Here is a 23,964-nt window from a genome sequence, read left to right on the forward strand (position 1 = left end):
TCCCGCTAGTCCCACACCCGGGAGAGCAGCCAGGTGTCGGACGCGGTGTCGTGCCGCAGCTCGTACACCCCGATCTCCTGTTCCGGCGTGGCCTCGACCCGCCAGAACTCCCGTTCCCCGGTGACCTCGGCCTCCGGCTGCTGCTCGCGCCACCAGTCCCGGGTGGTGACCCAGTGCTCCAGTACGCGCCGTACGCTGTAGAGCCGCCCCCGCCAGACGAACCGGACCGGGCGCCCGTCGGTCACCCAGACGTCCACCGGATCGCCGAACACGCGCGTCATCTGCCTCCCCCGCCTTGAGTCGTATGGCTCACCGCACAGGGGAAGGCATGCGGCCTGTCTCGAACATACGTTCGCAAGAAAGTCTAGGGAAGCCGACCTTCGTAAGCAAGGCGGGAGATTCCCCCCAGTTCCCGACGTTCGCCACAAAAGCGCAGGTCAGCGGCGTACCGGAAATCCCCTCCCGGCCGCGGCCACCCCCGGCGACGGCCCGTCGATCCAGGGATCCTCGGGGCGAACCACATCGATCCAGGACTGACGCTAAGGTTTGTGGAGATGATGACGCACACGGGCGCGGAATCCGGGGCGCTGAGGCCGGAGGACCCGCGCGAACTCGGTGACTACCGCCTGCTCTCCCGGATCGGCCGGGGCGGCATGGGAACGGTGTTCCTGGGTGAGGGCTCCTCGGGCCGCCGCGTCGCGGTCAAGGTCATCAACCGTGAGCTGGCCAGCGAGGAGACGTTCCGCGAGCGGTTCCGCCGCGAGGTGACCGCCGCCCGCCAGGTGCGCCGGTTCTGCACGGCGCCGGTCCTGGACGCCGAGCTGGACACCGAGCCGCTGTTCGTCGTCACCGAGTACATCGAGGGGCCGAGCCTGGAGGCCGCGGTCGCCGAGCGCGGCCCCCTCCCGGGCTCGGACCTGGAGGGCCTGGCGGTCGGGGTGGCCACGGCGCTGGCCGCCATCCACGGCGCGGGCATCGTGCACCGCGACCTCAAGCCCGCCAACGTGCTGCTGTCCGCGACCGGCCCGCGCGTGATCGACTTCGGTATCGCGCGGGCGCTGGACGCCGCCGACGGCCCCACCCGTACCGGGCAGTTCGTCGGCACCCCCAACTACCTGCCGCCCGAGCTGCTGCGCGGCGAGCCGGTCACGCCCGCCTCCGACGTGTTCTCCTGGGGCTGCGTGGTCACCTACGCCGGGACGGGACGCCCCCCGTTCGCCGGGCGCACCGTCCCGGAGATCTTCTACCGGGTGGCGCACGACGAGCCCAGGCTGGACGGGCTGGACGCGGGCCTGCGCGGCCTGGTGGCCTCCGCCCTGGACAAGGACCCGCGCAACCGCCCGTCGGTCCAGGACCTGCTGGCCCGGCTGGTCGGGCACACGCGTCCCGACGACCTGGACCGGATCACCGAGACCGTCCAGGCGAGCTGGCACGGCCCGGGACCGGGCGCCCCCGTGCCACCGACCACGCCCCAGTCGCACTCGGCGCCGCCGCCGACGCAGCCCGTGGGCTACCAGTACACCGCCTTCGGCGGCGAGAACACCCGCAGCGACACCCCGGCCGGGCCCGTGGTCCCGCCGTCCCCGCAGCGGCCCTCCGGCGGCCGGAGCGGGGGCCGCTTCCCGGCGAAGGCCCTGATGGTCGGCGGTGCGGCGGCCGCCGTCCTGCTGACCGCCGCCGTCCTGTACCCGCTGCTCGGCGGGGACGGCCCGCCGGAGAAGCTGGCCACCGCGTTCTCCGACGACTTCTCCGACGGCGGCTCCGGCTGGGGACCCGGGCCCTACTGGATGGGCCGGTACGGCTACCTGAACAACAAATACCGCCTGGAGACCACCGACATCGACGCGGGACAGGACCGCTGGGTCCCCCAGCGGGAGGCGGACGACATCCCCAAGCGGATCCTGGTCAGCGCGACCACCGCCGTCGTCCGGTCCGCCCCCGACGGCCGGTACGGGCTGCTCTGCCGTGCCAACAACAACAGGGGCACGATCTTCAAGTACCTGTTCCTGGTCCGCAACGACGGCAAGGGCGTGCTCCTGCGCAAGGTCAACGGCAAACAGGGCAACAAGGAACTGGACAACGCCGACAAGGTGCCCGGCATGAAGCCGGGAAGCGCCAACCGGCTCCAGATCGCCTGCGAGCCGCAGGAGAACGACAAGCAGGTCAGGCTGCGGATGTGGGTGAACGGCTCGCTGGTGCTCGACTACACCGACACCGACCAGCCGCTCTCGCACGGCTGGGCCGGGCTGGTCGTCGAACGCGGCGGGAACGCCGCCCAGCAGACCATCGTCGACTTCGACGACTTCGACATGTCGAAGATCCTCGACTGAGGGACGCTCAGTCCGGCACCGGCAGGTAGCCGTCGATCCAGCGGGCCAGCTCGTCGAAGACCTGGTCGCGGACCGGCTTGGCGGACAGCACCAGGTCATGGACCCCGCCCTCGATCCGGACGAGCGTGACATGCCGCCCCAGCCGCGGCGCCCAGCGCGCCATGTGCTCCACGTCCAGGACGGCGTCGGCGCTGCTCAGGTCGGCGACGCCCGGCTTGGGCCGGACGCTGCGGTCCGACGACATCACCAGCACGGGGACGTCGATGTCCAGCCCGGCGTGCAGGCGAAGCTGACCGCGCCGCACGGCCGCCAGCCACGCGGCCCGCACCGGGAAGCCCACCAGCGGCTTCCACTCCAGGTCGAAGTCCCACTCGCCGTCGTGGTCGCGGTGGATGCTGCGCACGTACAGGTCGGACACCCCGGCGGGCAGCCTGGCCGTGGGGAACCGCCGTCCCAGCGCCCTCGCCAGGCCGGCGCCCAGCTTCCGCATCACCAGCGGCTCGTTGATGTCCAGGAACGGGCTGTTCAGGAACAGCCCGTCCACCAGGCCCCGGCCGCTGACCCGGTCCGCCCACAGCGCGGCGACCAGGCCGCCGGTGGAGTGGGCGTTGACCAGCAGGACGTCGTGCCCGTCCTCCTCCCGCGCGATCCGCACCGCCTCATCGATCTCCGGGAAGTACTCGGTGAGGCTGCGCACGAAGTTGGGGGTCTGGTGCGGGCGCAGCGAACGCCCGTACTTGCGCAGGTCGAGGGCGTAGAAGTCGAAGCCGTGCTCCACGTAGAAGTCGGCCAGGTGCTTCTGGAAGAAGTAGTCGACGAAGCCGTGCACGTACAGCACCGCGCGCCGGCAGGGATCGGTCGAGCGCCGCCGGACGAGCGTGGCGACGACCTCACCCTCCTCGTCCTCGCCCAGCGGCAGTTCGATCGCCTCGTACCCGTCCCCGAGCACATCGGTGGTCACTTCGATGACTCTGTCGGTCACCCCGGGGACTCTAGTCGATCAGGCCGCTCGCGGTCTCGGTGAGACCGGGCGGCGCCGTCCCGGGCGACCCGGCCTGGAACGGGGGTCGCGGGTCGTCACCGCGCGGACGGCGGTTCAGTGATCACACGCAAGGCGGCGTCCTCCCCGCCGAGGTCCCACAGTGATCACACGGAGGATCCGCCGGGTGGCCCGCCGGTACAACGTACGAGGGTGGTCGCCACCCGTGACCGCCCTCATCACCCTGCCTCTGGCCGCACGGCCCATGGCTCCGGAACGGAGACGACGATGTCATCGACCTCGCAGGTGACGCGGCCCCCGGCGACCGTCAGCGGCCCGGGCGCCCTGCCGGTGACCCTGATGGTCAACGGTTCCGCCATGGTGGCCGATCTGGAGCCGCGGGTGAGCCTGCTCGACGCGCTGCGCGACCACCTGGACCTGACCGGGACCAAGAAGGGGTGCGACGCGGGCACGTGCGGCGCCTGCACGGTGTCGGTGGACGGCCGCCGGGTGCTGGCCTGCCTGACCCTGGCGATCTCCTGCGAGGGGCGGGAGGTCACCACGATCGAGGGCCTGGCCGGTCCGGGCGGCGAGCTGCATCCGATGCAGCGGGCCTTCATCGAGCACGACGCCTTCCAATGCGGCTACTGCACGCCCGGGCAGATCATGTCGGCGGTCGCGCTGCTGGAGGAGGGCAACGCCGAGGACGACGCGGCGATCGCCGAGTACATGAGCGGCAACCTCTGCCGCTGTGCCGCGTACCCGAACATCCGCGCGGCGATCCGGGATGTGCGCGACCGATCCAGGGGAGACGGCCATGCGGCCTCTTAGTTACGTGCGGGCCATGGCGGTCGAGGACGCGGTGGAGCGGGTGAGCGGCGACCCGGCCGGCGCGTTCCTGGCCGGGGGCACCACGGAGATCGACCTGATCCGGTTCGGCCTGGCCGAGCCCGACCTGCTGGTCGACATCAACGACCTGCCGCTGAGCGGGATCGAGGACCTGCCCGGCGGCGGCCTGCGGATCGGGGCGCTGGCGCGGATGAGCGACGTCGCGAAGGACGGCGCGGTCAGCCGCCGCTACCCGGCCATCTCCGAGGCGCTGCTGCTCGGCGCGTCCCAGCAGTTGCGGAACATGGCGTCGATGGGCGGCAACCTCTGCCAGCGGACGCGCTGCCCGTACTTCGGGGACGGTATCTCGCCCTGCAACAAGCGCAACCCCGGCACCGGTTGCGCGGCGCTTGAAGGCATCAACCGCAACCACGCGATCCTGGGAACGAGCCCGCACTGCATCGCCACGCACCCGTCGGACGTCGCCGTGGCGCTCACCGCCTTCGACGCGGTGGTCCACACCATGGGCCGGGACGGCGACCGGCGCATCCCGATCGACGACTTCTTCCTGCTGCCCGGCGACACCCCGCACATCGAGCACGCGCTCGGCCACGGCGAGCTCATCACCGCGATCGAGATACCCGCGGCGCCGGTGGCGGCGCGCTCGCTCTACCTGAAGTACCGCGACCGGCAGTCCTACGAGTTCGCCCTGGTGTCGGTGTGCGCCGCGCTGCGCGTGGCGGACGGGACGATCAGCGAGGTCCGGCTCGCCCTCGGCGGCGTCGGCACCAAGCCGTGGCGCGCCCGCCGCGCGGAGGAACGGCTGCGCGGCGCCGCCCCCACCACGGAGTCCTTCGCCGAGGCGGCCGACGCCGAGCTCGCGGCCGCGTCGGTACGCCGGCACAACGCGTTCAAGGTGGCGTTCGCGCGGCGCGCCATCGTCCGGGCACTGCACCAGGTCATGGGAACGACCGACGGAGGCCGGCCATGAGCGTCGCGTCCACGGCGACCGGCACCGGCACGGTGATCGGCAAGCCGCACGACCGGGTCGACGGGCACCTGAAGGTCACCGGGGCCGCCCGCTACACCACCGAGATCGACCTGCCCGGCCTGGTGCACGCCGTCATCGTCGGCGCCACGATCCCCAGCGGGCGGGTGGTCGGGATCGACGTCCGCGCCGCCCTCGCGCAGGAGGGCGTGCTGGCCGTCCTCACCCACCGCGACATCGGCAGGATCGCCGCGCAGCCGCGCCTGCTGCCGTCCCTCGCCGGCGGGCCCTCCCCCGGCGAGAGCTTCTTCCCGATGCAGGACGAGAAGGTGCACTACGCGGGCCAGCCCATCGCCATCGTCGTCGCCGACACCCAGGAGCGCATGCGGTACGCGGCGTCGCTGGTGACGGTGACCTACGAGGCGGACGAGTCGGTCACCACCATCGAGGAGGGCCGCGACGCCGCCTACGAGCCCGAGCGGCTGTTCGGCGGGCTGATGCCCGCCCGCGACGAGCGGGGGGACGTCGAGGCCGGGCTCGCCGCCGCGGACGTGCGCGTCGACGTGGCGCACCGGCTCGCCGCCAACAACCACAACCCGATCGAGCCGTCCGCCACCACGGCGTGCTGGGACGACGGGAGGCTGACGCTCTACGACTCGACGATGAGCGTCCGGTCGACGCAGCTCACCGTGGCGCACCTGCTCGGGATGCCCCTCGCGGACGTCCGCGTCATCACCCGCTTCGTCGGCGGCGCCTTCGGCTCCAAGGCGATGACCTGGCCGCACGTGACGCTCGCCGCGATGGCCGCCCGCAAGGTCGGCCGCCCGGTACGGCTGTCGCTCACCCGCGCGCAGACGTTCACCTCCCACGGCCACCGGGAGGAGCAGGAGCAGCGGATGACGCTGGGCGCGACGCGGGACGGGCGGCTGACCGCCATACGGCACCACAAGCTGTCGGTCGGGTCGCCGTTCGACGACTGGGCGGAGCCAGCGACGGGCGTGTCGTCGCAGATGTACGCGTGCGAGAACTACCAGGGCGTCCACAAGCTGATCCGCGGCAACACCATGACCCCGACCTTCACCCGGGGACCGGGCGAGACGCTGGGCGTGTTCACCCTGGAGACGGCCATGGACGAACTCGCCTACGAGCTCGGGATGGATCCGGTCGAGCTGCGGCTCCTCAACCACACCGGCGTCGACCAGCATGGCAACCCCTGGTCCAGCGACGGCCTGGCGGACTGCGTCCGGCGGGGCGCGGACCTGTTCGGCTGGGGCACCCGCGACCCGCGGCCGCGCGTCCGCCGCGACGGCCACTGGCTGCTCGGCACCGGCATGGCCGCGGCAGGGTACCCGGTGGCGTTCTTCATGCCCACCCAGCGCGCCCGCGCCCGCCTGTACGCGGACGGCAGCGCCACCGTGGCGACCGGCACCCCGGAGTTCGGCACCGGCGTCATGACGATCATGGCGCAGATCTGCGCGGACGTCCTCGGCCTGTCGGTGCGTTCGGTACGGCCCGAGATCGGCGACACCGACCTGCCCAACACCTCCGCCCCGGTCGGCTCGTCCGGCGCGTTCATGATCGGCTCCGCCGTCCATGCCGCCGTCACCAACCTGCGCGACAAGCTGGTGCGCATGGCGGTCGCCGACGAGGAGTCCCCCCTGCACGGCGTCGACCCCGCGTCGGTACGGATCGCCGACGGCGGCATGACGCTCCCCGAGCAGCCGGGCATCTCGGAGACCTACAGCGAGCTGATGCAGCGGCACCGCCTGGCCGATGTCGAGGCGCTGGGAAGCTGGACGCCGCCGTCCCCGGAGACCCCGCACGGCCTGCTCACCTTCGGCGCCCAGTTCGCGGAGGTCGCCGTCGACCCCGACCTGGGACTGACCCGGGTGCGCCGGATGGTCGGCGTCTTCGCGCCCGGTCACGTCCTCAACCCGAAGCTGGCCCGCAGCCAGCTCATGGGCGGCATGCTGTGGGGCCTCGGCCAGGCGCTCATGGAGGGCAACCACATGGACCCGCGCCAGGGCCGCTGGGCCGCGAGCAACCTGGCCGAGTACCTCGTCCCCGTCAACGCCGACGCCCCCGAGGTGACCGTCGAATTCGTCGAGGTCGACGACGAGCTGGTCGGCCCTCTGGGAGCCAAGGGGGTCGGCGAGATCGGCCAGGTCGGCGCGGCCGCCGCGATCGCCAACGCCGTCTACCACGCGACCGGCCACCGGGTGCGGCGACTGCCCATGACCCCGGAGAGCATCATGGATCCGCCCGGCACATGACCGGCGCCCCGCCATAGCCGGCGGCATCGACTTCATGCGCCATCCGTAGCGGCGCACCACGTGCCCACGGCCGCAGCGCAATTGTCCCCATTCGGTCCACCGGAACCGCCCGGAAAATGCGATGCTCTGGGAATCGCCTATGGACGGAGGAGACGTTGGTGGACGGTTCCGGAGATCGGCCGAAGATCGACACGACGGTGCCGCATGTGGCGCGGATCTGGAATTACTGGCTGGGCGGCAAGGACAACTACGAGGTGGACCAGCAGGTCGGCGACGAGATCACGCGGATGCTGCCGACCGTGCCCGTGCTCGCGCGGGCGTCGCGGCAATTCCTCAACCGGGCGGTCAGCCATCTGGCCGGGGAGGCGGGGGTCCGGCAGTTCCTCGACATCGGTACGGGCCTGCCCACCGTCGACAACACCCATGAGGTCGCGCAGCGCCTCGCGCCCGATGCCAGGATCGTGTACGTCGACAATGACCCGCTGGTCCTGACGCACGCCCAGGCGATGCTCACCAGCACCGAGGAGGGGGCGTGCGACTACATCGACGCCGACCTGCGGAATCCTGAGTACATCTTGGAGAATGCGGCACGCACCCTGGATTTCGACCGGCCGGTCGCGTTGATGCTGATGGGCATTTTGGAGTTCATCACCGACGACGAGGAGGCGTACCGGATCGTGGACCACCTGGTCGGCGCGCTGGCCCCCGGAAGTTACCTGGTGATGTACGACGGGACGAACGTCATTCACGGGGAGGCGTCGGACCGGATCGTGGAGGTGTGGAACGAGTCCGGGAACGCGCCGCTCGTCCTGCGCAGTCCCGAGCAGATCGCCCGGTTCTTCAAGGGGCTGGACATCCTGGAGCCGGGCCTGGTCCCGGTCAGCCAGTGGCGCCCGGACCCGAATCCCTTCGGCGAGCCCGAGGCGGTCGACGCCTACGGCGCGGTCGGCCGCAAGCCATAGGACGACGCCCCGCCTACGCGCCGTCCTCCAGGTTCCCCTCCAGTTCCAGATAGGTCGCCTGGAGGCGGCGCAGGACGTCCGGGTCGGGCTCGGCCCACAGGTTCCGGTCCGCCGCCTCAAGAAGGCGTTCGGTGATGCCGCGCAGCGCCCACGGGTTCGACTGCTCCATGAACGAGCGGGTCTCCTCGTCGAACACGTACTCCTCGGCGAGCCTCTGGTACATCCAGTCGTCCACCACACCGGCGGTCGCGTCGTAACCGAACAGGTAGTCCACCGTCGCGGCCAGCTCGAACGCGCCCTTGTAGCCGTGCCTGCGCATGGCGGCGATCCAGCGGGGGTTGACCACGCGCGCGCGGAAGACGCGGTGGGTCTCCTCGGCGAGGGTACGGGTCTTCACCTGGTCCGGTAGCGCGGAGTCGCCGATGTAGGCGGCGGGGCTCGTCCCCGTGAGGGAACGGACCATGGCGACCATGCCGCCGTGGTACTGGAAGTAGTCGTCGGAGTCGACGATGTCGTGTTCGCGGGTGTCCTGGTTCTTGGCGGCGACCGCGATGCGGCGGAACGCGTTCTCCATGTCGGCGCGCGCCTCACGCCCGTCCAGCCCGCGTCCGTAGGCGTAGCCGCCCCACACCGCGTACACCTCGGCCAGGTCACGGTCGTCACGCCAGTTGCGGGCGTCGATCAGGGGCAGCAGGCCCGCCCCGTAGGCGCCGGGCTTGGACCCGAAGATCCGGGACGTGGCGCGCCGCCAGTCGCCGTGCGCGGCGTGGTCCTGGAGGGCGTGCCGCCGCAGATGGTTGGCGTCGGCCGGCTCGTCCAGGTCGGCGACCGCGCTGATCGCGTCGTCGAGGAGCGCGATGACGTGCGGGAACGCGTCCCGGAAGAAACCGGAGACGCGGAGCGTGACGTCGATGCGCGGCCGTCCCAGCTCCGCCGCCGGGACGATCTCGAAGCCGGTGACGCGGCGGGACGCGTCGTCCCACACGGGACGGCAGCCGATCAGCGCGAGCACCTCGGCGATGTCGTCGCCCTGGGTGCGCATCGCGGACGTCCCCCACACGGTGAGGCCCACGCTGGACGGGTACTCGCCGGTGTCGGCCAGATGCCGCGCGATCAGCGAGTCGGCCAGCGCGACGCCCACCTCCCAGGCGTTGCGGGACGGGATCGCCTTCGGGTCGACCGAGTAGAAGTTGCGGCCGGTGGGGAGCACGTTGACCAGGCCGCGGGTGGGCGAGCCCGACGGCCCGGACGGGACGTGCCCGCCGTCCAGGGCGTGCAGGACGGCGGTGACCTCACCCTCCGTGGCGTTCAGCCGCGGCACCAGCTCCGACGCCCCGAACTCCAGCAGGCGCACCACATCGGGCACCTCGCGGCCCAGCACCGTGTCGCAGACGGCCTTGGCGGCGCCGACGTCCCATCCCGCGTCCTCCATGCCCTGGACGAGCGTCCGCGCGGTGCGTTCCAGCAGGTCGATCGCGTCGGACGCGGTGCGGGACGGGCCGTCGCCCAGCCCCGGGACGGGATGCTCCAACGGGCGGCCGGGGTCGTCCAGAAGGCGCCGCTCGTCCAGGCCGTGCTCGGCGGCCAGGGCGGCGCGCAGGCCGGGCATCGCCCCCGCGACCCCGCCCCACACCTGCGACGCGCGCAGCACCGCCAGGACGAGGTTGACGCGCGCCTCCCCCTCCGGGCGCTGCCCCAGGACGTGCAGGCCGTCGCGGATCTGCACGTCCTTGATCTCGCACAGGTACCCGTCGATGTGCAGGACGAAGTCATCGAACTCGGCCTCGCCGGGCATCTCGTCCTGGCGCAGGTCGTGGTGCAGTTGCGCGGCCTGCACCAGCGTCCAGATCTGCGCCCGTACGGCGGGCAGCTTGTCCGGGTCGAGATCGGCGACGGTCGCGTACTCGTCCAGGAGCTGCTCCAGTCTCGCCAGGTCGCCGTACGACTCGGCGCGGGCCATCGGCGGCACCAGATGATCGACGACGGTGGCGTGGCCGCGCCGCTTGGCCTGCGTCCCCTCGCCCGGGTCGTTCACGATGAACGGGTAGATCAGCGGCAGGTCGCCGAGCGCCGCGTCCGGGGCGCACCCGTCCGACAGGCCGAGCCCCTTGCCGGGCAGCCACTCCAGCGTGCCGTGCTTGCCCAGGTGGACGACCGCGTCCGCGCCGAACCCGCGATCGAGCCAGCGGTACGCGGCCAGGTAGTGGTGCGAGGGCGGCAGGGCGGGGTCATGGTAGATCGCGACCGGGTTCTCCCCGAAGCCGCGGGGCGGCTGGATCATCAGGATCACGTTGCCGAAGCGGAGGGAGGCGAGCACGATCTCGTCCCCGTCGACATAGAGGTCGCCCGGCGGCTCGCCCCAGTGCTCCCGGACGCCCGCGCGCAGCGGCTCCGGCAGGGCCTCGAACCATTCCCGGTAATCGTCGAGCCGGACGCGCACGGGCGCCTGGCGGAGCTGTTCCTCGGTGAGCCATTCCACGTCGTGCCCCCCGGCGGCGATCAGCCGGTGGATCAGCGGGTCGCCGTCGTCGGGATCCGCCCACAGGCCGTGGTCGTCGCCCAGGTGGTATCCGGCCTCGGCCATGCGCCTCAGCAGCCGGACCGCCGACACGGGCGTGTCGAGCCCCACGGCGTTCCCGACACGCGCATGCTTGGTCGGATACGACGACAGGACGAGCGCCACCCGTTTCTCCGCGTTCGGCTTGTGCCTCAGCGCGGCGTGCCGTACGGCGATTCCCGCGACCCGATCCGCGCGTTCCTCGTCGGCGACGTAGACGGGGATCCCGTCCGGTCCGTGTTCCTTGAACGAGAACGGCACGGAGATCAGGCGGCCGTCGAATTCGGGGATCGCGACCTGCATGGCGGCGTCCATGGGGGTCAGCGCGCCGTCCGAGTCCCGCCAGGCCGCCCTGCTGGAGGTCAGGCACAGCCCCTGGACGACCGGGACATCGAGGGCGGCCAGGGCGCCGGCGTCCCAGGCGTCCTCGTCCCCGCCCGCCGCCGCGTCCGCGGCCACCGCGCCACCGGCCGCGAGCACGGTGACGACGAGGGCGTCCGCCCGTCCCAGAAGGTCGAGCAGCCCTTGGCCGGCACCGCGAAGGGAGCCGCAGAAAACGGGCAGCGCGTTGGCCCCGTGCGCCTCGATGCGTTCGCACAGGACGTCCACGAAGGCGGTGTTGCCCGACAGTTCATGGGCCCGATAGAAGACGACCCCGACCGTCGGCCCGTCCTTCCGCGGGCGGTCGCCGTGGATTCCGTACGAGGGCATGGGCACCGGCGGAGCGAATCCCTCACCGGTCAGCAGGACCGTATCGCTCAGGAAACGCGACAACTGCCGCAGATTCTCGACGCCGCCCTCGCGCAGGTAATCGAGCGTCTCCGCCGCCACACCCGCCGGGACGGTCGACAGGGCCATCAGCTCCGCGTCCGGATCGGCCTCCCCGCCCAGCAGGACGAGCGGGAGCCCGGTGTCCCTCAGCCGTTCCACGCCCTCGGGCCAGGTCTTGCGTCCCCCCAGCAGCCGCACGACCGCGACGTCCACGCCGTCGACGAGCCGTTCCAGTTCATCGAGGTCGAGCCGGACGGGGTTGGCGGTCACGTACCCGGCGTCCGCCGCGCGTGCGGCGAGCAGTTCGGTATCGGCCGTGGACAGCAGCAGGACACGCATCGGCAAGCCTCCCCCGGGGTCTCCACGCCCCGGCTCGGGTGACGAGGGCAACGACGACGCGGAGTCTCCTGGCTCCCGGATCGGCGCCCTGCCCCCGGCCTTCCAGCGTCACCGCCGTGGCCCTAGTCGAGGGAGGACTCCCCGGTCACAGTTGCGGGACAGCTCCGGACTCACACCGGATTCCTCACCCGCCATCGCCCCGCCATCGTAGCCCCGCCGTCTTCGGGTAGGGCATGGGCATGTCCATGCCATCCATCCCGCCCGCGACCGGACGCCCGGTCGTCGGCTCCTACGACGACTACGCGTCCGCGCAACGGGCGGTCGACTTCCTGTCGGACGCAGGGTTCCCGGTCGAACGGACCGCGATCATCGGTTCGGACCTCAAGATGGTCGAGACCGTCCTGGGCCGCCTCACCACGTCCCGTGCCGCCATGGCCGGAGCGGGCAGCGGCGCCTGGTTCGGTCTCCTGGTCGGGCTCCTGCTCACCCTCTTCACCATCGAGCGCGGCGCCGCCGTCCCGCTGTTCCTCGGCGCGATCGTCATCGGCGCGGTGTTCGGGGCCGTGTTCGGCTTCATCGCCCACGCCCTGACCCGGGGCCGCCGGGACTTCACGTCCCGCAGCCAGATCGTCGCCTCCTCCTACGACGTGGTGGCCGACGCCGAGGTGGCCGAGGACGCCAGGAACCGCCTCATCCACCTGAACTGGCGAGAAGGCTGAACCCGGCGCCGTGCTCATCCGGGGACGCGGGTCACAGCGATCAGGTGGCCGCTGAGCCCGCGCAGGCCCGGCTCGGTCTCGGTGGCCCTGGCCGCCTGAAGGATGATCTCCTGGGACGCGGGGTCGTCCCACCGGTCGGACAGCTGCGGCAGCCAGCCCGCCAGCCCTTCGACCCCCACGATCTCCACCACGTCCAGGCCCGCGTCCAGGCACTCGCCGCGCAGCTCGTCGGGGTGGTGGAAGTAGGCGGTGGTGAACCAGCCGGGCCGGTCGCGCTCGTTGCGGTGCCGACCCGTGGCCAGGTCGTCCTCCACGATCCGCCGGAACTCCGGGTCGAACAGGAAACCGCGGGCCAGCCCGTCGAACAGCGACGCGAAACGTGAGATCGCGGCGGCGAAGACGGGTCCGCCGGGACGGACGGCGCGTCCCGCCTCGCGCAACGCCGCCACGCGGTCGTCCCGTCCGGTGAGGTGGTAGAGCGGGCCGAGCAGCAGGGCGCCGTCGAACGCCGAGTCGGGGACGGGCAGCTCCCGGGCGTCCCCGAGGGACGCGGTGAGGCCCGGGGCCGCTTCCGCCAGCCGCCGGGCCGCCTCCACATGCTCGGGGACGACGTCGAACAACCGGACCCGGTGCCCGTCGGCCACGAGCCAGGCCGCGTGCACACCGGTGCCGCCGCCGATGTCGAGGAGGTCGAGGGTCCGGCCGTCGCCCGCGAGATGCCGGCGCACGATCTCCTGGGTGCGCAGTAGCTCCAGCCGCCCGAAGCCGGAGGTGATCCGCGCCCCCTCGTCGGCCGAACGGTAGTGCCGGATGATCTCAGGCGGGGTCTCGCGCGGGGTCTCGGGCATGCCGTGCTCAGTCCTTCCGTCCGGTGGCCGCCACGGTCACCGCCAGGCCGATCATCATGAGCCCGCCGGTGCCGCCGACCACGGACAGGCGGCGCGGGGACCGTGCGAACCACTGGCGCGCGGTGGCGGCGGCCAGGCCCCACATGCTGTCGCACAGCAGCGCGATCAGGCAGAAGATCAGGCCGAACGTCATCATTTGCAGCGGCACGTGGCCGCGCGCGGGGTCGGCGAACTGCGGCAGCACCGCCGCGAAGAACACCAGCGTCTTGGGGTTGGTCACACCGACCACGAATCCCTGCCACAGCTCGCGTCTCCCGGCCGCGCGGGACGCGGCGCCCAGCTCGTCCAGCGCGCCCTCCAGGGAACGGCGGTGCCGGAACGCCTGGACGCCCAGGTAGCACAGGTACGCGGCACCGGCCAGCTTGAGGACCGTGAACAGCAGCGCGGAACGCTCGATGACCGACCCGACCCCGAGCCCCACCGCCACGACCGCCACCAGCGCGCCGAGCTCGTTGCCGACGACGCTGGTCAGCGCCGTCCGCCGGCCGTGCGCCAGGGCCCGGCCGACCACGAAGAGAACGCTCGGGCCGGGGATCACGATGATCACCACGGCGATCGCCGAGAACCCCAGCACCTGCTCGATCGAGACCATCCCCGCACTGTAGGCACGGCGGGACGCGGCTCGCATCGCATTATCCGGGCCATGACCAGGCCCGATCCCGTGTCATGCCTCCGGCGAGGCGGCGCCCCCATCGGCGAAGGACGCGGCGAGGTCGAGCAGCGTGCGGTCGGTGCCGCGGGGGCCGACCGCGCAAAGGCCGACCGGGAGCGCGTCCACCGGCGCCATGGGCATCACCACGGCGGGCAGTCCGGCGATCGAGGACAGGCTGGTCAGGCGTAGCGTCCTGAAGCGGTACTCCTCCATCGCGGCGCGTTCCAGGCCCACGAGCGGCGCCGGGGCGGTCGCGGCCGGCAGGAGGAGCACCGTGCCCGGCTCGAGCGCCGCGTACAGCACGCCGCGCGCCTCGTCCAGAAGGGCCTCGGAGGTCTCGCGGTCGCGCGGGTCCAGGTCGCGGCCGAGCGCGAACCGCGCCATCACGCCCTCGCCCAGCGAACCGGGGTGCGCCTCGATCCACGCGCCGTGCTCCGCCCACGCCTGTGCGGCCTGGACGGCACGGAACGCCGCGAACCACGTCTCCACGCGTCCACCGAGCAGCGACTCCACACGCCGTACCTTGCCGGCGCGACGCTCGGCCAGCGTGCGGGCGGCCTCCTCGAAGGTCGCCCGGGTCGCGGGTTCGGCCAGCTCCAGCACGTCCTCGGCGATCAGGAAGGTGCGGACGGGCTCGACCTCGGCGGGCGGGAGGAGCACGTCGCCCGCCCGCCGGAGCAGCCCGGCGTCGCGGGCGAACCAGCCCACCGTGTCGAACGAGGACGCCAGCGGCTGCAACCCTTCCGTGGACACCACACCATGCGTGGGACGCAACCCGAACAGCCGGCAGTGCGAGGCCGGGACACGTACCGAACCCGCGGTGTCCGTGCCCAGCCCGAGGTCGACCACGCCGAGCGCGACCGCCGACGCGGAACCGTTGCTGGAACCTCCGGTGATACGGCCCGGCGCCGCGGGATTGGGCGGGGTGCCGTAGTGCTTGTTCGTGCCGTTCAGGCTGAAGGCGAGCTCATCGGTCTGCGTGATCCCCGTGATGTCCGCGCCGGCGTCCAGGAGCGCCTGCACGGCCCAGGCGTTGCGTTCCTGTACGGGCGCCTCCGCGAGCCAGTCGGGATTGCCCGCGCCGATCCGCTGCCCCGCGACCGCGTAGAGATCCTTGACGGCGACCCTGGTCCCGGCAAGCGGCCCGCTGCCGGAGCCGCGCACCAGGGGATCCCCCTTCACCCTCCAGACCGGGCCGGGAACCTGCCCGGCCAGGGACTCACCCTTACGTCCATCCACGGTCAGGCACCGTACCAGGCGTCCCGGACCCCGACGAGGGAGGACTCAGGCGAGAGCCGTCCAGTTCCCTTCGCGCCACACCATGAGGTCGCGGGTCAGCAGGTGGCCTGGTGGAACGTCCCATGCCGGGTCGTCGTCCTCGTCCCGGTCCTCCGACCACACCCGCTCGACGGCCCAGCGCAGCTTGTCCAGGCCGTCGGGGTGGGCCGTGCCGGACGCGACGAACACGTCCCTGGCGGGCGTCGCCACCACCAGATCGCCCTCCACGTCCTGGGCCAGCTTTTCCAGGAACCCGTCGTCCAGGATCAGTCCCGCCTCGAGCCCGGCCACCGCACCGGCCTCCGGGGGCGGGGCCGTGGAGCCGGGGCCGAGCGAGACCGTCACGGCGCGGGCGTCCGGGTACCAGCTCATCCGCAGGTCGGGACGGAGATTGCGGAGGTTCACCGTCGCCAGGCGGCGCAGGTCCCCGGGGTCGATCCCCAGTTCCGCGCAATGCCTGCGGGCGACGTGCTCGTACCGCCGTCCCCCGAGTTCGGGACGCAGCGACCCGGCGCCCGGCTCACCCGCCGACTCCAGCGCGTAGGTGACGTACAGGTCGCCCGCGAACGGGTCGCGGATCGGCTCCTCCTCCGCCGGCAGCGGGAACTCCAACTGCACCTCCGCCGGCACCCGTGCCTTCATCATCGGGACGATGAGACTGGTCCGCGGCTCGGTCACGGCACGATCCTCCTGAGGCCGGTGAGGTTCCGAGCGGATCACACTACCGGCCCGCGCACCCCCAGGCGCCCCAAGCACACGCCGTGAATCACCGGTCTCCGCCGGCGGGCGGGACGACCGGCAGGCCCCGGGGCGCTCCATGCTCGATCAGCCGCCAGATCGCCTCGGTGTCCAGGTGCTCCTCGACCAGATCGCCGAGCGCGTCCAGCGCCGCCTCGCGCAACGCCGAGAACTCGACGTCCGGAGCGGGGGTGAAGTCCCGTCCCGCCCGGCGCGCCACATCGGCCAGGAATGCGCGGCGGAAACCGTCGTTCTCCATCGCCCCGTGCCAGGCGGTCCCCCACACCGCGCCCACGCGGCACCCGTCCAGGAACGGCTCCCCGCCTTCCACCTCCACGATCCCGTGATGGATCTCGTACGCGGTGACCGGCTCCCCGTAGGCCCGTCCGCGCGGGCGCCCGAGCGTCTTCTCGCCCTCGAACACCACCCTGGCGGGCAGCAGCCCGAGCCCTTCGACGCTTCCTTCCCCCGACTCGTATCCGTCCTCGATATGCCGGGCCATCATCTGGAAGCCACCGCAGATCCCGAGCAGCGGCCGTCCCTCGTCCGCACGCCGCTTGATCTCGTCCGCGATCCCCCGCTCACGCAGCCAGCGCAGGTCCGCCACCGTCGCCCGGGAGCCCGGCAGCACCACCAGGTCCGCGTCGGCGAGGTCACCCGCGTTCACCGCGTACCGCACCACGACGCCCGGTTCGCAGCCCAGCGCGTCAAGGTCCGTGAAATTGGAGATCCTTGGGAACCGGACGACCGCGATTCGCAACGATTCCCTGCCATAGGGCGCGGTCGCCTCGGCACTCGGCCTCTCCAGCGCCAGCGAGTCTTCGGCGTCCAGACGCAACCCCGGTTTCCACGGAAGCACCCCGAACGTGGGCCGTCCGGTCAGCTCGGTGAGCCTCCGCACCCCGGGACGCAGCAGTTCCTCCGCACCGCGGAACTTGTTGATGACGAATCCCGCGACCAACGCCTGATCCGCCTCGTCCAGCAACGCCACCGTCCCGTAAAGGGAGGCGAAGACGCCGCCGCGGTCGATGTCCCCGACCACGACCACCGGCAGTTCCGCGGCGCGCGCCAGCCCCATGTTGACGATGTCCCCCGCCCGCAGATTGATCTCCGCCGGGCTCCCGGCCCCCTCGCAGATCACCACGTCGAACTCGGCCCGGAGCTCCGCGAGGCTCTCCCCCACGATCCTTCGCAGCCGCTCCTTGTGCCGCCCGTACTCCAGCGCGTCCACCTCGGCCACCGGACGTCCCAGAACGACCACCTGGCTGCGCCGATCGCTCCCGGGCTTGAGCAGCACGGGGTTCATGACCGCCCGCGCCTCGACCCCCGCCGCCTGGGCCTGCATGTACTGGGCCCGGCCGATCTCGGCGCCGTCCGCGGTCACCATCGAATTGAGCGACATGTTCTGCGCCTTGAACGGCGCCACCTTCACTCCGCGCCGCGCAAGCCAGCGGCACAACCCCGCCGCCACAACGCTCTTGCCCGCGTCCGACGTCGTCCCGGCGACCAGAAGACCGCCGCTCAACGCCTCGCGCCGATCACCAACGCGGCCAGCCCCGCCACCGCCGCCGACAGCCGGACCGCTTTCCGCACGTCCCTCACCTCGGGCGCCCGGCCGTCCCCCATCTCGTCCCGCCGTTCGGTGATCCCACCGTAGGAATTGACACCCCCGAGCCTCACTCCGAGCGCACCCGCGAAGGCGGCCTCGCACCTCCCCGCGTTAGGACTCGGATGCCGCCCGCCGTCCCTTATCAGGACCCTGAGCGCGTCCGGCGCCCTGCGTCCCGCGGCGATGACCGCGAGCACCCCGGTCACCCGCGCGGGCACCCAATTGAGCACGTCATCCAGCCGGGCCGCCGCCCACCCGAACCTTTCGTACCGTTCACTCCTATAACCCACCATGGAATCCAGCGTGTTGGCCGCCCGATAAGCCAACAACCCCGGCACGCCCCCTACCAGCCCCCAGAACAACGGAGCCACCACCGCATCGGACGTGTTCTCCGCCACCGATTCCACGGTCGCCCGAGCCAATTCATCCACCCCAAGCCCGGCCGGATCCCGCGCACAAAGATGCGAAAGCAGTTCCCTCCCCCTCTCAACGTCCCCCTCCTCCAGGACCCGCGCCATCCTCAACCCCTCCCGCCCCAGAGAGGTCCCACCCAGAACCACCCACGTAGCCAGCGCCGTACTCCCCACCCGCCAAACAGCCCGGCCCCGCGTCCAACGCTCCACCAGAGCCCCGACCCCCGCCGCACCCCCGACCAACACCCCCGCATACAAGGCACCCCGCCCCCGGTCATCCTTGTAAAGCCGCCGCTCCAAAGCCTTCGCCACCTGACCGAAAGCGGCCACCGGATGCCCCCGCCGCGGATCCCCGAACACCACGTCCAAGGCCATCCCGAGCAGCAACCCCTCCCGCGAGCCCCGCATCCAACCCCTCCCCACCCGAGTCCGGTACGCGACAGCCCAAATCGCCCCGGCATCACGCCCAGAACATACCGGCGCCCCACGCCCCATCCGGCTACCCTCAAGGCCACTGCCAGGGCCATCTCCCAGATACGCCCGTGCGAAGACCACGGGTCGCGCTCTACACTCAGGGCCCAGCAGGCGCCCATAGCTCAGCCGGACAGAGCATCGGTCTTCTAAACCGACGGTCGGGGGTTCGAATCCCTCTGGGCGCGCCCTCCCCGCCCAGCAAAACCGCTACTGAGCTGGGCGCAGATCAAAAGGTCGGGCTGATGGCGCTCGCCCAAGTGACACGGTGTCCGTCTACTGAGCGGCAGGCGCTCCGGGGGCCGCTCTGCTGCGCAGGATCAGCGATGCTCGGCAAGCGCGGCCTTAAGCGCCTCACGACTGACCACCAAGTTCGGCCCGTGAGGATCCTTACTGTCGCGGATGCCCACGGCCTCACCAAGGCGAGCCAACTCCACGCAGTCGGACCCGCCCTGCGTCCCGCTGTAACTACTCTTCCGCCACACCGTCACTATGAAATCCCTCCTCCAAGACCCTCTGGATCAAGTCACGCGACTGCACTGCGGCAACGTTGCGACCCCCGACTGAGCAGCAGGCGCTCCGGGGGCCGCTCTGCTGCGCAGGATCAGCGATGCTCGGCAAGCGCGGCCTTCAGCGCCTCACGGCTGACCACCAACTTCGGCCCGTGAGGGTCCTTACTGTCGCGGATACCCACGGCCTCACCAAGGCGGGCCAACTCGACGCAATCGGACCCGCCGGTCGTCCCGCTGTAACTACTCTTCCGCCACACCGTCACTGTGGAATCCCTCCTCCACCACCCTTTGGATCAGGTCTCACGACTGCACCCCCCAACTGAGCGGCAGGTGCTCCGGGGGTCGCTTTGCTGGGCAGGGTCAGCGGTGCTCGGCAAGCGCGGCCTTCAGCGCCTCACGGCTGACCACCGACTTCGGCCCATGAGGGTCCTTACTGTCGCGGATACCCACGGCCCCACCGATGCGGGCGAGTTCAACACAGTCGGACCCGCTCGTCGTCCCGCTGTAACTACTCTTCCGCCACCCTTTGTCGCGACTGCCCCCCAACTGAGCGGCAGGCGCTCCGGGGGTCGCTCTGTTGCGCAGGATCAGCGATGCCCGGCGAGCACGGCCTTCAGCGCCTCACGGCTGACCACCAAGATCGGCCCGTGAGGGTCCTTACTGTCGCGGATACCCACGGCCTCACCAAGGCGGGCCAACTCGACACAGCTGGAGCCGCTCTGCGTCCCGCTGTAACTACTCTTCCGCCACATCATCGTCACTCTGGAACGCCTCCTCCATGACCCTTCGGATCAAGGCTACGCTCTGCCCAGCGGGAAGAACAGCGCCCATGATCCGCGTAAACAGGATCGCGAATTCTGCGACCTCGCGGGGAGACGATATAAGGCGCCCGCCACCCAACGATTCGGTGTAGGCCACTTCGCCGAAGTCGTCGCCGGTCAGCAGCGTCAAGGCACCGTCCAGACCAGGGTAGGCGCCCGTGTCGAAGGTTGCTGGGATGACGTGGACGAGAACGTTGTCTCGCTCGGCGACCTTGAGGACATGTGACAGCTGGTCCCGCATGATGGCGGGCGAGCCAATCGGCCGTCGGAGCACTTCCTCGTCCAGAACGGCGGTGACGAACGCGCGATCCAGAATCGACTGACGTGCCATTCGCTCGGCCACGTCCTCCTCGACCTTGGGTGACCCGCCGCCGATCAGCAACGCCCGAGCATAGTCCTCCGTCTGGAACAGAGGCTGGATCAATTTCGGTTCAAAAGCCCGATGAGTCGAGAATCCTGCTCGAAGCCCTTCATGTCGGCGAGCCACTGGGGTCGGTGGCCGATGCTGGCGAAGAACACCATGCGCTCGAAGTGGCCGCCCGTCTCCCATGCCACATCGAGCAGGTGAGCCTGCTTCGCGTCGAGTCGCTCCTTGCCGGTTTCGATCTTGGAAACCGTGGACTTGGACGCGCCGATGATCCGTCCCAGCGACTCACCTGACAGGCCGCGTTGCTCGCGGCAATGCCTCAGATAGACGGCTATCTCGTTCCACAGGCTCGCCTTCGGATCGAGCGGTGAGCTGCCCATTGCCAGTCCCCCTTGGTTTTCGATCGTTTCCGATCGCCGTGCACAGTCGAACGGTAACGCCAATGGCGTGAAGGTAAAGGCCGGACAACGAAAGATTCGGACCCGGAGGGCGGGATGTCGGAAACGATCCTTTTGTCCCTGCCGGGATTCGTAGCCCGGCCGTCGGCAAGCGGGCAGGGCGGCCTACCCACCAAGGACATGAACGGATGACCACGGCAAGCATGATCGAAAATCTGGAATGGAGCGCGCTGCCCGTCCGCAGCCTCGCGCAATCGTGGCGCATCCTGCTGACCTCGCGCATGGAGCGCCATCCGGCCATTTCCGGTGAGCTGGCCTACGACATCCTCGTCACCGCATCAGAGCTGATCACCAACGCCGTGGAGCACGCGCCGCCCGACGACCCGATCACCCTGCGAGTACGGCTCGCCGAGAGCTGGGCGTGGCTGGGCCTGTGGGACGCGTCCAACAGGCCGCCCACGCCTAAGCCTTTCCCCCAAGAGGCCGCCGATCTGGACGGCATCGTAGCCGCTCTTCATGAGAACGGCCGCGGGCTACAGATCGTCACGGCCCTCGCATCCGATCAGGGGGTCCAGTTCACTCCGCCCAAAGGAAAATGGGTCTGGTCCAGTTTCCAATTCACGTGACCACGTCCTGGCTGTTAAGTGGTTCGGGGCGGGTTTGGGTGGCGGTGGGTGGATGCTAGGGCGAAGGTCAGGTAGGCCGCCAGTAAGGCGATGGCGGCGACCTTGAACATCGTGGCTACTCCGACCCACTCGGCCAGGGCGCCGCCGATGGGTGGGCCCAGGACCTTGCCCAGGTCCAGGCCCATGTGCAAGAAGGCCGAGACCAGGCCGTGGGGCTGGTCGTCGCGGGTGTCCTCGAAGGCCGAGGCGGCACCGGTGACCCGTAGCAGGCCGCGGGACAGTCCGGCCGCGGCGAACACCACGGCCTGAAGCCAGAACGACTCGCGGACGACGGGCACCAGGTACAGGGTGGCGACGCCCAGCAGGAACATCGGCGTGGTCAGGGAACGGCCGCTGACTCGGGCGAAGAGCGGGCCGGACGCGATCCTCGTCACCGACGACGTGAGGGAACGCACACTGGCCAGCAGGCCGATCTGCGTCAGGGTCAGGCCAGCGGCCAGCGCCAGCACCGGCTGGAAGGTGCTGAGCAGCGCGTTGTGCACGTTGATGAAGAACATGATCAAGGCGCCGCCGAACACCGCCATCGGCAGCGTTCGGATCGATCGCAACGCCGACAGTGCGTTGTGCTCCTTGCCGTCGTCATCCCTGGCGCGGGTCGCCGCGGCGAGTTGTCCCGGCAGCGACCGCAGCATGACCGCGGTCGCCAAGGCCGGGAACGCCGCCAGTACCAGGAAGCCGGCCGTGTAGCCCAGCCTGTCGGCCACCAAACCCGCGGTGGCACCGCCGACGGCGTTCCCAAGACCCGTGAAGCCGGAGTACCAGCCCATGGCCGACGCGATCGACAGGTGCGACGGGCGGGACGCCACCAGTACGGTCAGCTGCGTGGTGGTGGCCATCGCCCAGCCGACGCCGTCCATCGCCATCAGCGCCCCGAACAGGACCAGTTCGTCCGTGAGCGGGACGACGGCGAAGGCGCCGGCCGACAGCAGCCCGCCGACGAGCAGCAGCGGGCGGACCCGGTCGGCCGCGTAGCCGGCGCCGACCGGCAACCGCGTCAGCAGCGAGCTCAGCCCGAAGATCGCCAGTACGGTGCCGATGGCGCCGGGACCGTGGCCGCGGCCGTCGGAGAGGTAGGGCGGCACCAGGACGTGCAGTGCCGCCTCGCCGGAACTGTAGAGAAAGACGCAGAGGTACGACGCGGCCAGAGGGTTGCCCCGGCTGAACGGGTTGAGCCGGCGTCGTCGCGCCTCCCCCTCATTCACCGACCGGGATCAACGAGCACATCTTCTCCTGGAGGGTGACGGTCACTTCGGTGTCGGGCGGGAACGACAGCGACGGGTGGCACCGGGCGCGCAGTTCCAGCTCGCCGACCCGGATGACGTGGTCGACGGACTCGCCGAGGAACGCCCGGGTCTGGACGACACCGCTCCATCGGCCGACGACGTCGGACGTGGGGGCCGCGCCCTTCTGCACGTCGACGTATTCGGGACGGATCGAGACCGCGACCTTCTCCCCCACCGGAAGGTCGGCGGACGAGCTGCCCCGGATCCTGCCCTGCGGGGTCCCCACGAGGTAGATGTCGCCGGTCTCGTGGCTCTCGATCGTGCCGTCGATGAAGTTGGACGTGCCAATGAAGTCCGCGACGAACCGCGACGACGGGCGTTCGTAGATCTCCCGCGGCCGGCCGACCTGTTCGACCCTGCCGTCGCGCATCACCGCGATCCTGTTCGACATCGCCAGCGCCTCGACCTGATCGTGGGTGACGTAGACCGCGGTGATGTTCAGCTCCCGCTGCAACCGCTTGAGCTCGAAGCGCATCTCCTCGCGCAGCTTGGCGTCCAGGTTGGACAGGGGCTCGTCCAGCAGCAGCAGGGGCGGCTCCATCACCAGCGCGCGGGCGAGGGCCAGCCGCTGCTGCTGGCCTCCCGACAGGTTGGTCGCGGGACGGTCCGCCATCTTCTCCAGTTGGACGACGGCGAGCACCCGCTCCACCCGGGCCCTGATCTCCTTCTTCGGGAGCCGCTTGGACCGCGGCAGCACCTCGAGCGGGAAGGCCACGTTCTTCAGTACGTTCATGTGCGGCCAGATCGCGTAGGACTGGAACACCATGCCGAGGCCGCGCTCGTTGGCCGCCAGCCGGATCCCGCGCTTGTCGGAGAACAGCGGCCGGTCCCCGACGACGATCTCGCCGCGGTCGGGGTGCTCCAGGCCGGCGACACAGCGTAGCGTGGTGGTCTTGCCGCAACCGGACGGGCCGAGCAGCGTGAACATCTGCCCTTCCTCGACCCTGAGCGACAGGTCGTCGACGGCGACGACACGGGACCTGCGTTCGCTCTTGGTGCCGTCGAAGGTCTTACGGAGGTTGTCGATCTGCAGCATTTGCGCTCTGCTCCCTGGGGGGTTGGTCTGCGGGATCGGTGCAGGC

General features: G+C 70.9%; 24 protein-coding genes, 1 tRNA gene and 1 riboswitch. Of the genes, 8 read left to right on the plus strand and 17 right to left on the minus strand.

Features of this window, described 5'->3' with window-relative positions:
- Positions 1 to 5: 5 nt before the first annotated feature.
- Positions 6 to 281, minus strand: coding sequence for a DUF6504 family protein (locus tag QSK21_RS25905; protein WP_285699649.1), 276 nt, complete (start codon positions 279 to 281; stop codon positions 6 to 8).
- Between the two features lie 273 nt (positions 282 to 554).
- Between QSK21_RS25905 and QSK21_RS25910 the strand changes: the two genes are divergently transcribed.
- Positions 555 to 2,330, plus strand: coding sequence for a serine/threonine-protein kinase (locus tag QSK21_RS25910; RefSeq protein ID WP_285699650.1), 1,776 nt, complete (start codon positions 555 to 557; stop codon positions 2,328 to 2,330).
- A gap of 7 nt (positions 2,331 to 2,337) precedes the next feature.
- Here the strand turns inward: QSK21_RS25910 and QSK21_RS25915 are convergent, their stop codons facing one another.
- Positions 2,338 to 3,312 (minus strand): alpha/beta hydrolase, encoded by a 975-nt coding sequence (locus QSK21_RS25915; protein ID WP_285699652.1) that lies wholly within the window; start codon positions 3,310 to 3,312, stop codon positions 2,338 to 2,340.
- A gap of 285 nt (positions 3,313 to 3,597) precedes the next feature.
- On the opposite strand from QSK21_RS25915, the gene QSK21_RS25920 reads away from it, so the two are divergent.
- From QSK21_RS25920 to QSK21_RS25935, 4 genes are all read left to right on the plus strand, one after another.
- Positions 3,598 to 4,140, plus strand: a complete 543-nt coding sequence (locus QSK21_RS25920; RefSeq protein ID WP_285699654.1) for a (2Fe-2S)-binding protein — start codon at positions 3,598 to 3,600, stop codon at positions 4,138 to 4,140.
- Positions 4,127 to 5,128, plus strand: a complete 1,002-nt coding sequence (locus QSK21_RS25925) for an FAD binding domain-containing protein (RefSeq protein ID WP_285699655.1) — start codon at positions 4,127 to 4,129, stop codon at positions 5,126 to 5,128. The genes QSK21_RS25920 and QSK21_RS25925 overlap by 14 nt, the downstream gene beginning before the upstream one ends.
- Positions 5,125 to 7,398 (plus strand): xanthine dehydrogenase family protein molybdopterin-binding subunit, encoded by a 2,274-nt coding sequence (locus tag QSK21_RS25930; protein WP_285699656.1) that lies wholly within the window; start codon positions 5,125 to 5,127, stop codon positions 7,396 to 7,398. Before QSK21_RS25925 ends, QSK21_RS25930 begins: the two co-directional genes overlap by 4 nt.
- Before the next feature lie 155 nt (positions 7,399 to 7,553).
- On the plus strand, positions 7,554 to 8,360 hold the full coding sequence (locus QSK21_RS25935) for an SAM-dependent methyltransferase (protein ID WP_502871600.1): 807 nt from the start codon (positions 7,554 to 7,556) through the stop codon (positions 8,358 to 8,360).
- A 13-nt stretch (positions 8,361 to 8,373) separates the two neighbouring features.
- On the opposite strand, the gene cobN is transcribed toward QSK21_RS25935, so the two are convergent.
- Positions 8,374 to 12,027 carry a cobaltochelatase subunit CobN gene (cobN, locus tag QSK21_RS25940; protein WP_285699659.1) on the minus strand — a complete coding sequence of 1,218 codons (3,654 nt, stop codon included), beginning with the start codon at positions 12,025 to 12,027 and terminating at the stop codon, positions 8,374 to 8,376.
- Between the two features lie 61 nt (positions 12,028 to 12,088).
- A riboswitch (cobalamin riboswitch) is annotated at positions 12,089 to 12,213 on the minus strand.
- Positions 12,214 to 12,266: 53 nt separating this feature from the next.
- Here cobN and QSK21_RS25945 point away from each other — a divergent pair.
- Positions 12,267 to 12,746 carry a YflT domain-containing protein gene (locus QSK21_RS25945; protein WP_285699661.1) on the plus strand — a complete coding sequence of 160 codons (480 nt, stop codon included), beginning with the start codon at positions 12,267 to 12,269 and terminating at the stop codon, positions 12,744 to 12,746.
- A gap of 14 nt (positions 12,747 to 12,760) precedes the next feature.
- Here QSK21_RS25945 and QSK21_RS25950 read toward each other — a convergent pair whose 3' ends face one another.
- From QSK21_RS25950 to QSK21_RS25975, 6 genes are all read right to left on the minus strand, one after another.
- Positions 12,761 to 13,594 (minus strand): class I SAM-dependent methyltransferase, encoded by an 834-nt coding sequence (locus QSK21_RS25950; protein WP_285699662.1) that lies wholly within the window; start codon positions 13,592 to 13,594, stop codon positions 12,761 to 12,763.
- A 7-nt stretch (positions 13,595 to 13,601) separates the two neighbouring features.
- Positions 13,602 to 14,246, minus strand: a complete 645-nt coding sequence (locus QSK21_RS25955) for a LysE family translocator (RefSeq protein ID WP_285699664.1) — start codon at positions 14,244 to 14,246, stop codon at positions 13,602 to 13,604.
- A gap of 72 nt (positions 14,247 to 14,318) precedes the next feature.
- Positions 14,319 to 15,545, minus strand: a complete 1,227-nt coding sequence (locus QSK21_RS25960) for an amidase (RefSeq protein ID WP_285699665.1) — start codon at positions 15,543 to 15,545, stop codon at positions 14,319 to 14,321.
- Between the two features lie 45 nt (positions 15,546 to 15,590).
- A complete protein-coding gene (locus QSK21_RS25965; RefSeq protein WP_285699666.1) occupies positions 15,591 to 16,262 on the minus strand; it encodes a DUF1444 domain-containing protein in 672 nt (223 codons plus the stop codon).
- A gap of 88 nt (positions 16,263 to 16,350) precedes the next feature.
- Complete coding sequence (locus tag QSK21_RS25970; protein WP_285699667.1) at positions 16,351 to 17,847, minus strand: cobyric acid synthase; 1,497 nt, start codon at positions 17,845 to 17,847, stop codon at positions 16,351 to 16,353.
- Positions 17,844 to 18,839 (minus strand): cobalamin biosynthesis protein, encoded by a 996-nt coding sequence (locus tag QSK21_RS25975; protein WP_352231321.1) that lies wholly within the window; start codon positions 18,837 to 18,839, stop codon positions 17,844 to 17,846. Before QSK21_RS25975 ends, QSK21_RS25970 begins: the two co-directional genes overlap by 4 nt.
- A 90-nt stretch (positions 18,840 to 18,929) precedes the next feature.
- Between QSK21_RS25975 and QSK21_RS25980 the strand changes: the two genes are divergently transcribed.
- Positions 18,930 to 19,003, plus strand: a tRNA-Arg gene (locus QSK21_RS25980).
- Between the two features lie 132 nt (positions 19,004 to 19,135).
- On the opposite strand, the gene QSK21_RS25985 is transcribed toward QSK21_RS25980, so the two are convergent.
- From QSK21_RS25985 to QSK21_RS26010, 6 genes are all read right to left on the minus strand, one after another.
- Positions 19,136 to 19,306, minus strand: coding sequence for a DUF397 domain-containing protein (locus QSK21_RS25985; RefSeq protein WP_285699669.1), 171 nt, complete (start codon positions 19,304 to 19,306; stop codon positions 19,136 to 19,138).
- A 113-nt stretch (positions 19,307 to 19,419) separates the two neighbouring features.
- Positions 19,420 to 19,590, minus strand: coding sequence for a DUF397 domain-containing protein (locus tag QSK21_RS25990; protein WP_285699670.1), 171 nt, complete (start codon positions 19,588 to 19,590; stop codon positions 19,420 to 19,422).
- A 97-nt stretch (positions 19,591 to 19,687) separates the two neighbouring features.
- Positions 19,688 to 19,873: a DUF397 domain-containing protein gene (locus QSK21_RS25995; protein WP_285699671.1), complete on the minus strand. Its 186-nt coding sequence runs from the start codon at positions 19,871 to 19,873 to the stop codon at positions 19,688 to 19,690.
- A 41-nt stretch (positions 19,874 to 19,914) separates the two neighbouring features.
- Entirely contained in the window at positions 19,915 to 20,082 is a 168-nt protein-coding gene (locus QSK21_RS26000) for a DUF397 domain-containing protein (protein ID WP_285699745.1), read from the minus strand.
- The gene (locus QSK21_RS26005; protein WP_285699672.1) at positions 20,063 to 20,635 is read right to left on the minus strand and encodes a DUF5753 domain-containing protein; all 573 of its coding nucleotides are present in this window, start codon (positions 20,633 to 20,635) and stop codon (positions 20,063 to 20,065) included. Before QSK21_RS26005 ends, QSK21_RS26000 begins: the two co-directional genes overlap by 20 nt.
- Positions 20,569 to 20,895 (minus strand): helix-turn-helix domain-containing protein, encoded by a 327-nt coding sequence (locus QSK21_RS26010; RefSeq protein ID WP_285699674.1) that lies wholly within the window; start codon positions 20,893 to 20,895, stop codon positions 20,569 to 20,571. Before QSK21_RS26010 ends, QSK21_RS26005 begins: the two co-directional genes overlap by 67 nt.
- A 206-nt stretch (positions 20,896 to 21,101) precedes the next feature.
- On the opposite strand from QSK21_RS26010, the gene QSK21_RS26015 reads away from it, so the two are divergent.
- Positions 21,102 to 21,539 (plus strand): ATP-binding protein, encoded by a 438-nt coding sequence (locus tag QSK21_RS26015; RefSeq protein ID WP_285699675.1) that lies wholly within the window; start codon positions 21,102 to 21,104, stop codon positions 21,537 to 21,539.
- Between the two features lie 14 nt (positions 21,540 to 21,553).
- Here the strand turns inward: QSK21_RS26015 and QSK21_RS26020 are convergent, their stop codons facing one another.
- Complete coding sequence (locus QSK21_RS26020) at positions 21,554 to 22,801, minus strand: MFS transporter (protein ID WP_285699676.1); 1,248 nt, start codon at positions 22,799 to 22,801, stop codon at positions 21,554 to 21,556.
- A complete protein-coding gene (locus tag QSK21_RS26025; protein WP_285699678.1) occupies positions 22,794 to 23,918 on the minus strand; it encodes an ABC transporter ATP-binding protein in 1,125 nt (374 codons plus the stop codon). Before QSK21_RS26025 ends, QSK21_RS26020 begins: the two co-directional genes overlap by 8 nt.
- Positions 23,919 to 23,964: the final 46 nt, after the last annotated feature.

The organism is Actinomadura sp. NBRC 104412 (assembly GCF_030269515.1).
Taxonomy (GTDB): domain Bacteria; phylum Actinomycetota; class Actinomycetes; order Streptosporangiales; family Streptosporangiaceae; genus Spirillospora.

Coding starts and splice junctions, on each gene's coding strand:
- QSK21_RS25905 (WP_285699649.1), bottom strand. CDS start 281: ATGACGCGCGTGTTCGGCGATCCGGTGGACGTCTGGGTGACCGACGGG.
- QSK21_RS26015 (WP_285699675.1), top strand. CDS start 21,102: ATGACCACGGCAAGCATGATCGAAAATCTGGAATGGAGCGCGCTGCCC.
- QSK21_RS26025 (WP_285699678.1), bottom strand. CDS start 23,918: ATGCTGCAGATCGACAACCTCCGTAAGACCTTCGACGGCACCAAGAGC.
- cobN (WP_285699659.1), bottom strand. CDS start 12,027: ATGCGTGTCCTGCTGCTGTCCACGGCCGATACCGAACTGCTCGCCGCA.
- QSK21_RS25950 (WP_285699662.1), bottom strand. CDS start 13,594: ATGCCCGAGACCCCGCGCGAGACCCCGCCTGAGATCATCCGGCACTAC.
- QSK21_RS25920 (WP_285699654.1), top strand. CDS start 3,598: ATGTCATCGACCTCGCAGGTGACGCGGCCCCCGGCGACCGTCAGCGGC.
- QSK21_RS25930 (WP_285699656.1), top strand. CDS start 5,125: ATGAGCGTCGCGTCCACGGCGACCGGCACCGGCACGGTGATCGGCAAG.
- QSK21_RS25975 (WP_352231321.1), bottom strand. CDS start 18,839: ATGGGGCGTGGGGCGCCGGTATGTTCTGGGCGTGATGCCGGGGCGATT.
- QSK21_RS25925 (WP_285699655.1), top strand. CDS start 4,127: ATGCGGCCTCTTAGTTACGTGCGGGCCATGGCGGTCGAGGACGCGGTG.
- QSK21_RS26010 (WP_285699674.1), bottom strand. CDS start 20,895: ATGGGCAGCTCACCGCTCGATCCGAAGGCGAGCCTGTGGAACGAGATA.
- QSK21_RS26000 (WP_285699745.1), bottom strand. CDS start 20,082: ATGATGTGGCGGAAGAGTAGTTACAGCGGGACGCAGAGCGGCTCCAGC.
- QSK21_RS25945 (WP_285699661.1), top strand. CDS start 12,267: ATGTCCATGCCATCCATCCCGCCCGCGACCGGACGCCCGGTCGTCGGC.
- QSK21_RS25910 (WP_285699650.1), top strand. CDS start 555: ATGATGACGCACACGGGCGCGGAATCCGGGGCGCTGAGGCCGGAGGAC.
- QSK21_RS25955 (WP_285699664.1), bottom strand. CDS start 14,246: ATGGTCTCGATCGAGCAGGTGCTGGGGTTCTCGGCGATCGCCGTGGTG.